We start from the raw sequence: 15,813 nt of genomic DNA, 5'->3' as shown, positions 1-15,813 counted from the left end.
CCCGATGACGGTTCCGATGTTCACCGGGGTGAACGGGGGCGACCTGCCGAGCGCCGCCTACCGGCGCGCACGGGACAAGGCCCGGATGACGGTGTCGAGCGAAGCCGGGTACGCCTCTCCACCCGGCAAGCGCATCTACGACTGAAGATCTACGCCAGGTGCATCGTCGGCCAGGACGAGACCGCCAAGCGCCGAATCACCGACGCCCTCAGCGAGGGCTGACGGCCGTCCGGAAACTTCGGCACACATTCGGCCATTCGGCACAGCCAACCGCAGAGAATCGGGGACAGCCCTGCGCCGCCGGACACGAAAAATCGCCCCGACTACGAACACGTAGGTCGAGGACGCTTTTCGTGAAGTCACGAGGGGTAGGGCGGGCGGGACTCGAACCCGCGACCCAAGGATCATGAGACACGCTGACAACGAGCCCTCGCTACGCGCGCCACCTGTGAAAATGCCGCTCTCGCTGACTTCCCACGCCTCACGTGGGAAGTCATCGGGAAGAAACACACCCTCAACCGGAACGACGATTATCGGGTAGGCGAAAGCGGCGGCGAGGGCGCCTACTTCGGCCACTACTTCCTTACACAGCCGAGCCGGTCGTCACGATCAGTTTGCCGACCACGTGCTCGTTCACCAGGTCCGCGTAGGCCTGGGCGGCCTGCTCCAGCGGGTAGCGGCGGGTGACGGTGTCCGGCAGGACGCCCTTGGCGGCGAGTGCAGCCACCTCGTCCAGGTCGCCGGGGCGCGCCGCCATGTACACGGTCACGATGCCGGTGTCGGCGCCAGGGCTGGGGAAGGCGATGTTCAGCAGGCTCCCTCCGGGGCGGACGAGCCTGGCCATGGCGGGCAGGGACGTTCCGGGCAGGGCGAGATTGACCAGGGCGTCCAGGCCTCCGGGATGGCGGCGGCGGGTCTCGACGGCCGTGTCGGTGGAGCTGTAGTCGATCACTTCGGCGGCGCCCAGGCCGCGCACGTACTGCTCGTCCTGCGGCCGGGCAGTGGCGATCACATGGATGTCGCGTGCGGCCAGGAGTGGCACCACCGCACCCCCGACCCCGCCGGCCGCCCCGATGACCAGCGCCTTCGCGCCCGCCGGGAAGTCGCCGGCACGCATCAAGGGAAGGGCGGTCAGGGCGGCGGTGGGTAGGCTTGCGGCGTGCTCGGCGGGTATCTCCGCGGACCGGACAGCAAGGCCGGGCGTATCGGCGTCGAAGACCGCGTACTCGGCCATCGTGCCCGTGGTGAGCGAGGGCGGTGAGAAGAGCGGCTCAGCCATGGCTCTGGCCGTCCTCGGCAGACCGAAGCCGAAGATCTCATCCCCCAGGGCGAATCGGCCGACGCCCGTACCGACGCCCGTGACGGTGCCGGCGAAATCGCCTCCGAGGACGTGGGGGAACACCAGCGGGGTCCATTCCTTGAACATCCCGCTGACCAGTCTGAGATCGACCGGGTTGAGCGCCGCCGCCGTGATCCGCACCTGGATCTGCCCGGGGCCGGGCTGCGGAACCGGCACGTCCAGCAGTTCCAGGACCTCCACGCCGCCGTATCCTGCGGCGACCAGCGCCTTCATCGTCGTCGTCATCGAGCTGCCTCCACATACGGACCGCACGGTCAGGTTGCGGCCGAGCATAACATGACCCCATGGTCCGGTTGTAGTACAGTCCTGTGTGTGAGCACAATGCGCGCCGACGCCAGACGGAACAGGCAGCTACTGCTGGAGGCGGCCGCAGCCGAGTTCGCCGAGCACGGCATGGAGGTCTCGATCGCGCGCATCGCGGCACGGGCAGGCGTCGGCAAGGGCACGGTGTTCCGGCACTTCGCCACCAAGGAGCAGCTGATCATCGCGATCTTCGGTGGCCAACTCGACCGACTGGCGGCCAAGGGCGCAGAGCTCCTCAGTTGTGCTGATTCCGAGCAGGCCCTGCTGGTGTTCATGTCGGACGCGATCAACCTGCAGATCGCCGATCGGGCCTTCTGCCAGGCGGTTACCGCCGAACTGCGAAGGGATCCACAGCTCCGGGCAGCCGGCGACCGACTGGCGATGGCGGCGGGCGCACTCATCGCCCGCGCACAAGCGGACGGCGTTGTGCGCGATGACATCACCGGGCATGACGTCGTTCTGCTGATCAACGCGGTGGCGCAGGCGACGACGCCACTCGGCGACACGATCCCCGGCCTGTGGCAACGGTACCTCAGCCTAGTTCTCGACGGCCTGCGTCCACAGGCCGCTCGCCCCCTGCCGGTCCCAGCTCCCGGCTTCCTGGCGCCGCCCGCCAGTGACACCGGCAATGACGGTCCGGTCCACGTCGCCAGGTGACGAACTATGGCAAACGGGAGTCTTCCGAATGAATCGCCCAGGCTTCGATGGAGACCTTGACCCACCCCGGGCGGCCCACAGACGACCCAACCCCGTCGGGAGCAGGGCGGGAGCCTGGCAATGAGACGCCCTGCGCATTACGTCACCCTTATGATCATGCCTCATGATGATTCGCGCATTGGCGACCACTACCGGGGCTTTCATCCTGCTATTCGCCGGTACGGTCACCGCGTCCGCCAGCCCCATCGTCGGAGCTCCCGAGCTGACCCATAACCCGCTCTACAAGCAGGGGCGTCTCCCTATGATCGCCTGCAAGGCGGCCAAGGGCACCACCAAAGCCTCCACGACGAGATACCTCAACAAGGTCGTCGGCTGCCTCAACTCCGCCTGGCGCGAGACCATCGAGGACTTCGTCCCGGCCTATGTGGGTGTCCACGCCAAAGTCGAAGGCGGCGTGTGCCTCACCGGCCTGCAGGTGTCCGGCTCCTTCGCCATCAGCTGCCACGGCTCCATCCAGGTGCAGCTCGGGTCCGACTGGATCAAGGCCAAATCCGACCAGGCCGTTCTCGTCGAGGTCACGCGTGCGTACGCCGGAGTCGTTCAGGCGCAGACGGGCATCAGCGAGGCCTGGTGGGCATTGCCGGCCGGAGACGAGGAGGACGGTGGCGAGGAGCAGACGCACCGCTTCTACCTGCAGGCCGACTGCCTGGGCGGGGTGTCCATGAAGGTCCTGGGGCGCTCGGCAAAGGACTGGAAGCCCCTCCTCACCGCCGAGACGCCGAAGGAATACGGCAGATTCAACTGGGACGGCAAGCCCGCCAACCGCCTTCACTGGTTCGAGCAGGGCTACAGATCGCAAGGCCCGGGCGCATGCAACACCTGGAAGGCTCCCTCCTCGAAGGTCGCCTAACCCCTGTCAGCTCGTCTCGGGGGACGAGCACGAACAGGGCGCTCGCCGGACGGCGTCAAGGACTTCTCTGCCCGTGAACAAGCGGGTCAGAGGCGTTCCCAGGAGATGGTGAGGGTAGGAGGGGCGGAACTCAAACCCGCACCCCAGAGGTTATGAGACACCGATACAGCGAATCGCGATAGTGACGCTTACCTGCAGAGATGTTCTCACCCCGCCCTCCTCCTCCAATCCGTGGGAAGACGCTGGGAAAATCGCGCCTGAAGAGAGCTCCAACCATGATCGATGGCGAGTTCACGCCGGGCGTCTGCGCCCGCTTCAAATCCGTGCACCCGACTTCAGATGCCCTTCCACGATCCTCTCCTCAGCCGTCGCAGACCGGCCTTCATCAGGGAGTAGACCGATGCCTCGGCCGAACGCGGCGGCGTTGCAGGCAAGCGGTGGCGAGCTTCACGGTGGCGGCGGATAGGTTGACGATGCCGGCGATCACCGGAATCCACGCGGGAAAGTCGTGCATGTTGAGCTCCTGCATCGTGATCGAAGGAGGGCGGGCCGGCCGGCACCGTGGTTTACAAGGCACAGCACATCCCGTACCGGCCATATTCGGCAGCAGATACGGAGGAAGCCGAACAAACCGCTGCGCACTGGTGAAGACCGCAGGCAGGATGGTCGGAACAAACAGGTAACCGGTCAGCGGCGGGAACAGGGTGTCCGCCGCCCTCCGCCGCACCCTCCAACACACCAACGCGGGCGGGCTCACCACTCTGCCCACCAAGACCCGGGCCTCCGAACACCGCATCGACCTCCCCGCCAGTTGCCCCCTCGCTGAAGCGTCACCGCGAGCAGCAGCACGCGGAGCAGGACGGAGCTGGTGCCGATTGGCAGGGAAGCGGGTACGTGTTCACCACGCCGCAGGGCAGACCTATCGACCCGACCAACCTCATCTGGACCTTCACCACGCTCCTCCGCAAGGCCGGCCTTCGCCGCATCCGCTTTCACGACCTCCGGCACTCGACCGCCCCCCTGCTCCTGGATCAGAGCGTCGAACTCGTCATCATCAAGGAACTCCTCGGCCACGCCCACATCGGCGTCACCGCCACCGTCTACGCCCACGTCCGACTCCGACTCCAGCGCGACGCCATCGACACCCTTAGCACCGCCCTGGACAGCCCTACCGACGACGAGTCGACCCGCGACGACGGCGGCGACCCGGCCATTGTGCGGAGCCACCGTCCACTGACGTTGCCGTCAGCTACTGCCGTCACCCACCGCAGAAGCCCCGCCAGGACGCACCTGGCGGGGCTTCAGTTTTGCGTTCGCGACCTACCCGTTCGTATGCCGCAGAGCTACGACCTCACGACCCAGCGAACCTCGCATAAAGATCACGGTCACGCCAGGAATCAGAGAAAGCGTCCAGCATGGCCTCGTAAAGTCGAATATTGCTGACATTCCCTCTGGGGTGACGGATCCTCTCTCCGACTGCCTCTCGGACAGCTTCCCAACGCAACACGTGCATCAGGAAAGAGACTATTTCAACAACACCTTCCTTCGGGGAGTCAATCAGAGCAATCATCTGACTCTCAAATTGTCCCCTGAATTCAGGGTTCCTCTGCAGAATCGCGAGCGTACGCTCCAAGCCCGGCTCGAGCTCTTCGGTGCCGTAGGTCTCCTCCGCGGCAGTCAGGACCCCCTGGACAGCCTGCATGAACTCCGCGACCGGATCAGCAGCTGGGCCGCCATGCCTCGTTGTACTTCCCATCAGCGCCAAGTCCGTTCCTGTTAAAGGCATCCACTGCCGCCTTCTGAGCGTGCGCACCGTAAGGCTGATAATGGCCAGATTTATTGTCGAGGTACACGACTTGACCGCCCTTAGTCTTGAACTCTCCGGCAGCCAGCACGTCCCGCCCCTGGGCAAGGCTCACGTGACCAGCCGTGCGCTTCCCGATAACGAGCTCACCGTCTCCGGTCACTACGTATGCATAGTTTCCGGAGCGAGAAAGAACGGCGTCAGGAGCAATCGGCTTGAACCACTCCGGAGTATCTTCCGGTATCAAGTTCGAGAAAGAGCTAGGGTCAGGGCCCGATCCGCTGTTGTGAACGAGTACCGGAGTCTGCCCCGCCAGCACATAGTACGTGTGCAGGTCGTCGACGGTCAGGTTGTGGACGCGCTGGACAGCGGTCCACTTCTTGATCGCGGTTATCTGGACGAAGGTGCCGGCGCTGGTCCGCAAGAGCATGCCGGGCGAAAGTTCCTTCGCCTTGACCCATGTGCGGAGGTTCGCTACCCAGAACGGATGTCCGTCGGTTGCGACCACTGCGCCACTGTTGCCCCCGGAGCCGTCGGTGGGACCGACGACGATACGGACGAGGTGTTTTTCTCCGTTGCCGGTGATCAGGCGACTGACCGGTTTGGCGGCGGTCTGCCCTGTGGCGGAGTCGCCCGCGACCACCTGGTCGCCGATCTTCACCTCTTCGATCGGCTTCGTGGTCCCGTCGGCCATGAATACCTTGGTGCCGGGGACGAAGCTATTCGGAGGGTCGCACGACACCGGAGGGGGCGGAGGCGCATCTGGGTAACGATCGGCATCGGCGTCGGGGTCAGGGAGGTTCTGCGGACGAGCCGCACCGTTGCCCAGGGCCTTGTCGGAGGTAGCCAAGCACCCGGAAACCGAGCTGGAGTACACGAACCCGACCGAGTCACTGCAGTAATCTTCTTTACAGTGCCCGGGATCCCATTCTTGGCAGGAAATTCCGCCGCCGCCATCCCCGACAGCATTACCGATCCGAGTTCCAACATGGCCGGTGTAGCTATTCCCGCATGACCCAGTCCGGCACTGCTGATCAATTTCTTCCTGCGTTAGCGGTTTGACCCTGGCGTTGTTGCGGTCGTTGAGGAACCAGTCGGCCTTAACATCAATCTCCGGCTCTTTTACCTTCTTAACGGACGGCTTGGGAGGTTTTGGCGACGTGCATCGCGTCCTGCACGGATTGCAGTTTGACCGGCAGGCCCCAGAACCGGTGTTTGCCGTCCTTGTGGTTGGGGTTGCGCTTACAGTTCGAGTCCCGGTCCCGGTTGTTTTCTTGTTTGTGGACTTTTTGTTGCTACCGCTGGAGTTTGTGTAACGTGTATCGGAATAATTGCCCTTCGAATCATAATTGGCGCCACTCTTACCTTTCGAGCTATTTTTCGATTGGTTACTGTTTTTGGAGTCGGCTCCTACAACAGGCGCTGGTTGCTTCTTAGGAGGGGGCGGTGCCTGCTTTCTGGAGTCGTAGGCATTCTTCGCCCCGACCGCAGCCGCTCCCACTGCAACCGCACCCGTGACGGCCAGCAGCGCTGTGGCGGCTGCATCCAATGCAGGAATGAGGGCCAGCAGGAACACCAGGTGTCCACTGGGGTCGATCCCGGTGAGAGGGCTGGCGTTGGCGTAGGTGTAGCGGTTGGCTTGGACCGATGGGTTAGGGGGGAGGGTCCAGTCGTCGCGGGAGGTAAAGGCGCCGGTGCCGGGCTGGTACCAGCGGGCGTGCATGTTGACCTTGCCGGTGTCCGGGTCGGTGTACTCGCCCTGATACCCCAGCGAGCGCTTGGCGCCGGAACGCTGGGTGACCTCGCCGAACGGGTCGTAGGCGGTCGAGTCGACCAGTGCGGTGCCGGAGAAGGTGCCCACCACGTCGCCGTGCAAGTCGGACATCACGCCGAGCGCGGGGTCGGCTCCCTCCTGGAGGCTGAGCAGGCCACCGAAGGGGTCGCGGCCATACTTGGCCTGGACGACGTTGGCGCCGTCGGTGACGGCGGCGATGTCGTTGGTCAGGCCGGAGTAGACGAAGCGCTGCTGATTGGCACCCTTGGTACGCGACATCATCCGGCCCAGCGCGTCGTAGCCGTAGGTGGCGTCCCCGTCGGAAACGAGCTGGTCGAAGGCGTCGAAGGTCAGACCTCGGGTGACACCGTTCTTGGTCTCGGTGGCCACCGTCCCGCGGGGGGTGTAGGTGTAGTCGACCCCGCCGCCGGAGGTCAGCCGGTTGCGCTCGTCGTAGCTGAAGGTCTTAGCCCCGGCCTTGGTGCGGTTGCCGGCGTCGTCCCATTCATAGGCGGTGACGGCGCCGCCGGGCGCGGTCCAGGAGGTCAAGCGGCCGGCGTGGTCGTAGCCGTAGGTGTTGACGCCCGCGCCCGCCGTACCCGTTGTGGTCTTGGTGGTGAGGTTGTCGTCCTTGTCCCAGCCGTAGACGATCTTCGACAGTTGGGTGCCGGCACTGTTCTTCAGCGTGTGCGAGGCGAGCCGGTCGACCGCGTCGTAGGTGTAGCTCTGGCTGCCCGCCGGGTTGGCCGAGGTCTTGCTGGTGAGCCGGTCGGCGTTGTCGTAGCCGTAGGTCCAGGTCCGCCCGGTGACCGGGTCGGTCGCGGTCTTGAGGTTGCCGGCGTCGTCCCAGGTATAGGTGGCGGTGCCGGTTGGGTCGACGCGCTGGCTGGGGTTGCCCAGCGCGTCGTAGGCGTAGGTGGCGATCTGGTTGGTGGCCTTGGAGACCTTGGTCGGCAGGCTGCGGTCGTTGTAGTCCAGGGTGTAGTCGCCGATCGCGGTCACCCGGCCCGCGTCGTCGTAGCTGAGGTTGCGCTCGGCGGTGGCGACCGAGGCGCCGGCGCCGGTCTGCTTGACCATTTGGTTCAGAGGGTCGAAGGTGCGGTCGATGCGCACCCCGCCCGGCTGCAGCGTGCTCACCGCGTTGCCGGCGGCGTCGTAGACGCTGGTCCAGGTACGGTCGGCGGCGTTCGGGTGGGCGGTGGTGGCCGGTTCGATGACGGATTCGGCCAGGCCGAGGGTGTTGTAGCCGGTCCAGGTGGTGTTGCCACGGCCGTCGGTGAGGCGGGTGCGGGCACCGGTGGCGTCGTAGCCGAACGTCGTGGTGATCGACTTGGTCGCGGAGACCGGTTCGACCAGCGAGGTGATCCGGCCCAGCGCGTCGAGGGTCTGCCGGGTGGTGTGTCCCTCGCCGGAGGTGGTGCTGGTCGGGTTGCCGGCCGGGTCGTAGCCGAAGCCGAACGTGCGGACGACGGCGCCGGTGGCGTCGAGGTCCTTGGCGGCGATCTTGCGGCCGGCGAGGTCGTATTCGGCCTCGGTGGCGTTGCCCAGCGGATCCGTGGCCTTGGCCTCACGGCCGAGGAGGTCGTAGCCGAGGGTGGACTTGTGGGTGAGCGGGTCGGTCACGGTGGTGACCTGGCCGGCGGCGTTGACCGTGTAACTGGTGGTCTTGTTGCCGGGGGCGACGCTCTTGGTGAGGTTGCCGGCGCTGTCGTAGGTCAGTTTGGTGGTGTAGGCGGCGGTGGTGGGCTTGCGCTCGATCTGCGTGGTCGTGATCTGCCGGCCGAGGTCGTCGTAGGTGGCCTCACGGCGCGCCCCGGTGGGGTCGATCATCGCGAGTTGCTCGCCCAGCAGGTCATACTCCGACACCCACTGCCCGCCCGGTCCTGAGGGTCCGGGGCCGGTCACCCGGACCAGACGGCCCAGCGCGTCGTATTCGGTCGAGGTGACATAGCCACGCTGATTGGTAACGCTCGTTAGCTGACCGGCCACGTCGTAGCCGAAATTGACCTTCGGGGTGAGAGCGGTTCCGCCTGGCGGGGTGTAGGAGGGAGAGGCGGCCGAGGTCAGGCGTCCGGCCTTGTCGAACGTCGAGGTGAGAGCGCGTCCCTCGGCGTCGACCGTGTGGGTCTGCAGCCCGGCGGTGTCGTAGCCGTACTTCACTGTGGGCCGCCCGTCCGCGGCGGATCCGTTTTTATCGATCTTCACCTGCGGAGACTTCGACTCCACGAGTTGTCCGGCGATGTCGTAACGCATCGTGGTGGTGAAGTCGGCTGCGACTGCGCCGGATGCGTTGCCGCGCGGGTTAGTGATCGTAGTAAGAAGGCCGCGGTCGTCGTAGGCCCAGGTGGAGATCAGGTCGTCGGCGCCGTTCTCCACCGTCTGCCGCGTCACCTGGTTCAGGGCGTTGTAGGCGTACACGGTGGATTCGGTGCGGGTGCTGCCCGCACCGGTGAAGTCCTTCTTCGTGACGTTATCGGCCGCGTCGTAGTCGAAGGCGGTCTTACGCTTGAGCGCAGCGGGGTCGAACGTGGTGGAGGTGAGGCGGCCGGCGGCGTCGTAGACGTAGTCGGTGGTGGCCTTGCCTCCACCGGTGACCTGCTTGGTGAGGTTACCGGCCGCGTCATAGGTGTTGTCCTCGACCACCACGTCGGCCGGGGTGGTCGAGCCGTTCAGCTTGACGTCGTCGGCGACCATCTGCGACAACCGGTTGTCGGTGAAGTAGGTGTAGGAGGTCTTGCGGCCCATCGCGTCGGCCTGGGTGGCCAGCCGACCCGCCGGGTCGTAGGAGCGTGACTCTAGCACCACATCCTTGGCCGCCTGCGGGTTGACCGGACTGCCGGTCCAGTTCTTCAGCGTCGTGGAGGCCTGCTCGCCGCGCTTGGTGTAGCCGTAGGTGAGCACCGTGCCCACCGGGTCGGTCGTCGACGTCTGGGCTCCGGTGGCATCCCAGGTGGTGCGGGCCACACCGCCCTCGGGGTCGGTCACCGTCTCCACCCGGCCGAAGGTGTCGTAGGTGTAGGTGGTGGTGCGCACCGGGTCGCCGCCGGTCAGGTCGGCGAGGGTCTCGGTGAGCATGTTGCCGTCCGCATCGTAGGCGAAGGTGCTCTTGGCCGTGTGGGTGACGTTAGTGACCTCGTTCTTCACCCCGGCCCCGGTCTGTGTGAGCAGCCGGCCGAGGCTGTCATAGGTGAACGTCGAGGTGATCCCGTCGGGGTTGGCGGTGGAGACCTCGGTGCGGGAGGTCACCCGGCCCAGCGCGTCGTAGGCGAACTTCACCGTCAGCCCCGACGGGCTGGTCTGCTCGGCCAGGTCCCCGGCCGCGCTGTAGCGGTAGGTCGTCTCGTCGCCTTTGAGGTTCTTCTGCGATTTGACCAGACCGGCCGGGGTGGTCCCGCCGCCAATGGCGGGCTCGGTGCCGTCGGTGTAGGTGGAGGTCGCCGACCGGCCGCTGGGGAAGTCCGGGGTAGCCGGGGTGGTCACCTTCGCCACGTCGCCGTAGGCGGTGTATTCGGTTGTGGTGGCGTAGGTGTTGTCCGTTTCGCTAGTCGACCGCGGATCGCGGTAGACGAGCAGGTGGTCGTTTCGGGGGTCGAACTCGTCGTTGGTGTTGCGGTAGTAGCTGTAGCGGCGCTGTGGACCTAATGCCAGGGAGCACTCAAACGGTGCGCCAAGGAGTGCGTCCTCGGCCGAGCAGGCGCTTTGGGCGAGAAGATTACCGCGTTTGTCGTAGCTGGAGACGACCGCGTTCTGGTTGGGGTCGGTGATCATCCAGGGGTAGCCGCCGGTGTCGTAGGCGTAGCTGGTCTTCTTGCCGAGCTGGTCGGTCTGTGACACCAGCCGGTAGCCGCGCCAGGCGTCGTGCTCGTAGGTCAGCGTCTCGTTCTTGGGGTCGGTGACCGTCACCGTGGACATGCTGGTGGTGCTGTTGTATTGCGGTTCGCCGATCTTCCACGTGCCGCCGTTCTGGTCGGTGTGCGTGGTGATCCGGTCGTTGGCCGTGTCGTAGGTGTTGTTGGCCCATACCCGCCCAGATGGAAGGCTGATCTTCGTCAGCAGGTGCGGTACGGCCTGGCGGGCGGTGTAGTGCTCGGCCACCTCCCCTGCTGCCAGGGGCCGGTCGTAGACGGCGACCTCGTCGAGGTGACCGGTGAATCCCCACGGCGCGGTTGCTCCGCCGGTGACCGGGATGGCGGACGGCCAGGCGGCGCTGATGTGGCCGTTGCCGACCATCGCGTACCGCAACCACTGGTGGTCGATCGTTCCGTTCAACGATCCGACCGGAGCGCCGTCGAGGTAGAGAGTCTGGCTGGTGCCCGAGGCGGTCAGCGCGACGTGGTGCCAAGCGCCGTTGTTGACGGTGCCGGGCGAGGTGATCGGCGAGACGACCACACCGCCGGCGTTGGTGGTGCGGAACTGGCCGCGGAGTTTGCCGTCCACACCCACGTAGATGAACGGCTGGCCGTCGGAAAACCCTTGCCCTTCGTCTTCGTAGACGTCGGAGGCGTAGGCGATCACACCGGAGGAGGTGGTCTTGAACCAGGTCTCCATCGACACCTGGCCGCCCAGGCGCGTCATGAGGTAGTCGGGCAGCCACATCCGGGAGGTGCCCGACAGGCGTGCGGAGGTATTGGTGGAACCGGCCAGCGCCCCAGGTTCGGCCAGGGTCACCCCCTCATATGTGGCCGGTTGTGAGCCCCAGCCCAGGTTGGCGGCCTCGGTCGTCGGCGGTTCACACAGCTGCGGGATGACGTCACAGTCGGGGTCCGGGGTGGGCTGCGGCTGGTTGACCGGCTCTCCCAGCCGCCAGTAGCCGACCGGATCGTCGTCTTGCACGATGCCCTGGTAGGCCGAGCCGCTGGTGTAGTCGTAGACGGTGCAGTTGGGGGCCGTTTGCGGGGAGCAAACCTTGGCCAGCTTCTCGCCCTGGTATTCATACGTCCAGGTCAGCGGGGTGCCATTCACCGGGTCAGTGGACACGCTCGCCACCCGTGTCCCGTTCCAGGTGAAGGTCAACGACCGGCCGCCGACCCCGCGCGCCGTCGTTAGCTTGCCGTCGGTGCCATAGACGAGGTCCTGGACGCGGCCGCGGTTGTCGGTCACCTTTACCAGGCGGCCGGCGGCGTTGAACAGGTAAGAAGTGGAGGATTTGTCCATCAGCCGCCACCCGCCGCCGGCGACGGTGGCCAGGGTGGCGAACATGCCCGGCGGCGGCTGGAAACCGCCGTCCCCACGGGGGGCAAAGCGCAGCTGCCGCCCGTCGGGGTAGGTGACCAGCAGCGCACCGCCTGCCTCCGGCTGGACCTTCATGTCGAAGCGGGTCGACCAGCCCGCGCCGAAGATCCCGTCGCGGCGGGCGTCCTTGCTGTTATAGGAGCGCTGCACGCTCAGCGGCGGACCCGCCGTCGCCACCGAGGCTTCGGTGACCGCGGTGGTGTAGTTGCCGGCCAGCTGGTGAAACTCCTGACCGTTGGCTCCCCGCGCCGCCAGTTGGGAGGCGATGGTCGGTTGCCGGGCGCCGGTGACGAACGTCCGCTCGGGGGAGGCTGCGTTGTTGCCGGCCGAGTCGTAGAGCTTCACCCACCACGAATACGTTTTGCCCCACTGCAGGGCACCGGCGGGAACCTTCCAAGAGTTCACTCCCGCAGGGAGCTTCCCCGAATACGCGGCCAAGGTGGGTGCCAGATCACAGTCTGCAGGAGAGGTCTCCTCATCGACCGCGTCCGGCAGCTCGCAGACCGAGAACTCATACTGCAGCAACGACGGACTGGTATTGCCGTGGGCCACCAGGGTCGGCGTCACCGTCCCCAGCAACGCACCGGGCGTCGGCCACATGTCCGCCGCATAAAGATCCGACGAGGTGGCCACAGCCGACTTCTGAGCGCTTGCCTGCCGTTCCTCGGAAGCCGGTTTCGCCCCCGCCCCCTTGTCGGCTGCCGTCGCCTTCTTACGCACGCGCGCCGGACGAACATCCACAGGGAGCGCCTGCTTCGGCAGGCGCAGCTTCTTCCGAGGCCCATCCACCTTGACCGAAGTCGTGGTGGCCGTCGCAGCGACCAGGGACGGCAGCCCTTCGGCGGAGCCGGTCAACTGCTTCGGCGAATCAGCGGCGCCTTGAATCAAGGTCACTGCTCGTGTCGCGGCAGTTGCCGGAAACGCCTGGAGCGCTAACAGGCCCGGCATCAGCGCCGTCGTGAGTACCACCGTCATCCCAGCCTTACGGCCGGCTGAACGCGACCATGACGAACTCCGGCGCATACGCCGTCACCCTCCGAACCAGTCAGCGCGACAGCCGAGGCCGCCGCGTTGCCCCATCCCGCACCGACGCCGTGGCCAGGCCAGGATCAGCGGTTCAGAGCGCTTCACTAAGCAAACGGTCAGAAGTTACTCATCGACCTTCCAAGCCACAAGATCTATATAGGTAACAAATAAAACAAACCAGTTATGAAGGTGATAAAGATCACTCTTCGGACACTTGTGTCGATGGCAGATCGATGCATAGGTAGACCGCTACGCCAACAACCGGCGTATCGGCGAGAAGCCAGCCCGTTCCTCGTGACCCCTGACGCAAACCAAAAGAATCCACGCAATCCACAGAACTAACCATGAACACTGTTGTCGAACACCACGGACGACGCAGCAGTGGAGGATTCACAATCGCAGAATGCCGCACTATTCCACAGAAAACGAACAGCGCAAGAGCAGCACGATTCTGCATGCATTGCCACAGCATTCCGTGGGCGATCGCAGGCGCAAAGAGTACCAGCGCCCTACCAGCACAAACGCGGCTTCATGCGGGGCTTTGCGAATTACGCGTTTTCTGCGATGGTCACCAGCGAGTGACCTACTCCCCCGGGATCCGGCCCATCTTTCCGCTATAGACCAGTGAGAACCGATCGGCCGGCACCACGATGTCGGCGGTTTCGACTGGCCGCTCACCTGAGTAGTAGGTGCGCTGAATGGTCATCATGATGGAGCCGGGCGCGTGCTGTAGCCGCTCGCATTCGTCCGCGGTGCCGGGCCGTGCCCCGACCTCCTCCACCCAGTCGTCGATCGCCACGCCGATGCTGAGCATCCGTTCGGCCACGCCGCGGCCGGCGAGCATGCCGTCTTCGGGCAGCGCGATTGGCGTGCCCCGTGTGATGGCGAGGGGTTCCCAGCTGGTGGAGAGCATGACGGGCTCCCCGTCGGCCGAGAAGACGTAGTCGGTGCGCACCACGTCTTCGGCGTCGCCTGCGGGCTCGTCCAGTCCCAGACGGTCGCGAATCTCTGGTGAGGCTTGAACGGTTTCGGACTCGTACGTCCAGCCGGCCTCGCGGCCCTGCCGCTCCATGTCCTGTCGGAACGGCGAGCCGTACATGCTCGCCCGGTACCAGGCGCGGATCAGACGCTGCGGTTCCCGAGGCAGGCGGACGAAGGTGCCGGAGCCGGATCGCGCGACGGCGAGGCCTTCGGAGATGAGCACCTTCAGCGCCTCGGCGGCTGTGGAGCGGGAGATGCCCAGCTCGGTCGCCAGCCCCGGCACGGACGGCAGGCGATCACCCTCGCGGAGCTCACCTGAGGTGATCCTGGCGCGCAGTTGTTCCGCGACCCGCAGGTAGAGCGGCCGCTCGTCGTCTCGATTCACTCAGGTAGCTTGACATCCTTACCGGTAAGCTTCAAGCTTATCGGGACGCAGCTATACCTACCCGAGAAGGTTGGGTGTGTGATGTATTGGCAGTCCCTCCCGCCCGTCAAAGAGAGCATCGAGAGCGCCGGCATCTGGGTGCGCGATATCGCCCAGACCCAGTGCCCCGAACTCGCCGCCGAGGCCGAACAGGTTGCCCGCAATCTGGTGTCTGCCGCCATCGGGCGCACACCATCCGCCGCGTACATCTACGCGCAGATCGACATCACCCGCGAAAACCTCCGCATCGAAGTGCACCATCCTGACCGTCCCGGCTCTCTCGGCGGCATTGAAACAGCCGAGCTGTCGAGCATTGCGACGTCCTTCGGCGCATCAGGTGGTCCCGAGGGGCACCGGATGTGGGCCGCTCTGCGCAGGCATCGGGCGGCGTCATGACGGCATGCGATAAGGACCACAACAGCACGAGGGATGCGGCCGATCAGCAGCCGAGCCCGGACATCGACTTTCACGCGCTCTCCCAGGCATTCCACGAAGCGACAAGAGCCATACGAGCCATGCCCGAACCTCGGGACGCCTACGACACCGCTACGCGTCTCGCCAACGAAGTGCGCAACAAAGCGGACTTGGCGGCGCAGGTACGTGCGGAGGCGGCGGCACGCATTCACGAGGCCGAGAAGCTGTCAATTGCCGGCCTCGCCGAATGCCTCGGGATATCAAAAGCGCGAGCCGCTCAACTCCTTAAAGCAGCCCGGAAGGCAATGGACGGCAATGCGACGAAATGAGATCCGCAGCGCGCCCCCTGGACCGTCACGCCTAACCGCCGCACAGGTGGCACATAGGTTGCGCCGCAGCCTTGAAGATCACGGCATCGTTGCCGATGTCCATGATGGGTATGGACTGGCGCTTGTTTCGCTGTGGTGCGATCTCACTGTTTGGGTGCAGTTCTCATGTGACGGCTGGATATTCAGGTGGTGGACAGGCCGCTATTCGAGCCGAACGAACCGGAAGCTCTACACGTTCTGCCCGGCTACGGCAGTGGCCACAGCGGCACGTCGAATCGCACAGCGATATCAAGAGATGGGCGGAATACGCCAGCAGGCACCTTTCGTTGCCGCCGCAGACTCTGACGCTGACGATAAAATCCCCGAGACCTGACATGGCGCTCAGCGATTGGCACATCATCGGGGCCGTGGCGATACACAAGGGCGCCGGACGAGAGATCATCGTCACTGTTGGAAAGTTCGCCACGATCCACGAGGCTATTCAGGACTGGGAGGAACGGGAAAAGGCTCGTCAGACCATAGAGCTGCATGAACTTGGCAGAATTGTGGACGGTGCGATGACGCGCCTTCAGCTCCGCACTCCCCCGCCCGGCGGCCGG

Annotated in this window: 9 protein-coding genes; 6 read left to right on the top strand and 3 right to left on the bottom strand. The window is 65.4% G+C overall.

Features of this window, described 5'->3' with window-relative positions; translation table 11 throughout:
• Positions 1-4: 4 nt before the first annotated feature.
• Positions 5-145 carry a hypothetical protein gene (locus ACQPYK_RS12805; RefSeq protein ID WP_433254464.1) on the top strand — a complete coding sequence of 47 codons (141 nt, stop codon included), beginning with the start codon at positions 5-7 and terminating at the stop codon, positions 143-145.
• Between the two features lie 438 nt (positions 146-583).
• Here ACQPYK_RS12805 and ACQPYK_RS12800 read toward each other — a convergent pair whose 3' ends face one another.
• Positions 584-1,585 (bottom strand): NADP-dependent oxidoreductase, encoded by a 1,002-nt coding sequence (locus ACQPYK_RS12800; protein WP_433254462.1) that lies wholly within the window; start codon positions 1,583-1,585, stop codon positions 584-586.
• Positions 1,586-1,681: 96 nt separating this feature from the next.
• On the opposite strand from ACQPYK_RS12800, the gene ACQPYK_RS12795 reads away from it, so the two are divergent.
• From ACQPYK_RS12795 to ACQPYK_RS12785, 3 genes are all read left to right on the top strand, one after another.
• Positions 1,682-2,320 (top strand): TetR/AcrR family transcriptional regulator, encoded by a 639-nt coding sequence (locus ACQPYK_RS12795; RefSeq protein ID WP_433254459.1) that lies wholly within the window; start codon positions 1,682-1,684, stop codon positions 2,318-2,320.
• Positions 2,321-2,498: 178 nt separating this feature from the next.
• Positions 2,499-3,230, top strand: coding sequence for a hypothetical protein (locus ACQPYK_RS12790; protein WP_433254456.1), 732 nt, complete (start codon positions 2,499-2,501; stop codon positions 3,228-3,230).
• Positions 3,231-4,052: 822 nt separating this feature from the next.
• Positions 4,053-4,673, top strand: coding sequence for a tyrosine-type recombinase/integrase (locus tag ACQPYK_RS12785; protein ID WP_433258776.1), 621 nt, complete (start codon positions 4,053-4,055; stop codon positions 4,671-4,673).
• A gap of 275 nt (positions 4,674-4,948) precedes the next feature.
• Here ACQPYK_RS12785 and ACQPYK_RS12780 read toward each other — a convergent pair whose 3' ends face one another.
• Together ACQPYK_RS12780 and ACQPYK_RS12775 are read right to left on the bottom strand one after the other, a co-directional pair.
• Entirely contained in the window at positions 4,949-12,673 is a 7,725-nt protein-coding gene (locus ACQPYK_RS12780) for a polymorphic toxin-type HINT domain-containing protein (protein ID WP_433254454.1), read from the bottom strand.
• A gap of 976 nt (positions 12,674-13,649) precedes the next feature.
• A complete protein-coding gene (locus tag ACQPYK_RS12775; RefSeq protein ID WP_433254452.1) occupies positions 13,650-14,432 on the bottom strand; it encodes a GntR family transcriptional regulator in 783 nt (260 codons plus the stop codon).
• Positions 14,433-14,510: 78 nt separating this feature from the next.
• On the opposite strand from ACQPYK_RS12775, the gene ACQPYK_RS12770 reads away from it, so the two are divergent.
• Positions 14,511-14,867 (top strand): hypothetical protein, encoded by a 357-nt coding sequence (locus ACQPYK_RS12770; protein ID WP_433254450.1) that lies wholly within the window; start codon positions 14,511-14,513, stop codon positions 14,865-14,867.
• Positions 14,864-15,214: a hypothetical protein gene (locus ACQPYK_RS12765; RefSeq protein WP_433254448.1), complete on the top strand. Its 351-nt coding sequence runs from the start codon at positions 14,864-14,866 to the stop codon at positions 15,212-15,214. The genes ACQPYK_RS12770 and ACQPYK_RS12765 overlap by 4 nt, the downstream gene beginning before the upstream one ends.
• Positions 15,215-15,813: the final 599 nt, after the last annotated feature.

Source organism: Streptosporangium sp. CA-135522, assembly GCF_050949235.1.
Lineage (GTDB): Bacteria > Actinomycetota > Actinomycetes > Streptosporangiales > Streptosporangiaceae > Streptosporangium.
Note: the sequence above shows the minus strand (reverse complement) of the source record. Positions and strands in the feature narration are given on the sequence as shown.

Excerpts from the sequence above, each read along its gene's own strand:
- ACQPYK_RS12805 (WP_433254464.1), top strand. The coding sequence starts at position 5 with ATGACGGTTCCGATGTTCACCGGGGTGAACGGGGGCGACCTGCCGAGC.
- ACQPYK_RS12800 (WP_433254462.1), bottom strand. The coding sequence starts at position 1,585 with ATGACGACGACGATGAAGGCGCTGGTCGCCGCAGGATACGGCGGCGTG.
- ACQPYK_RS12795 (WP_433254459.1), top strand. The coding sequence starts at position 1,682 with ATGCGCGCCGACGCCAGACGGAACAGGCAGCTACTGCTGGAGGCGGCC.
- ACQPYK_RS12765 (WP_433254448.1), top strand. The coding sequence starts at position 14,864 with ATGACGGCATGCGATAAGGACCACAACAGCACGAGGGATGCGGCCGAT.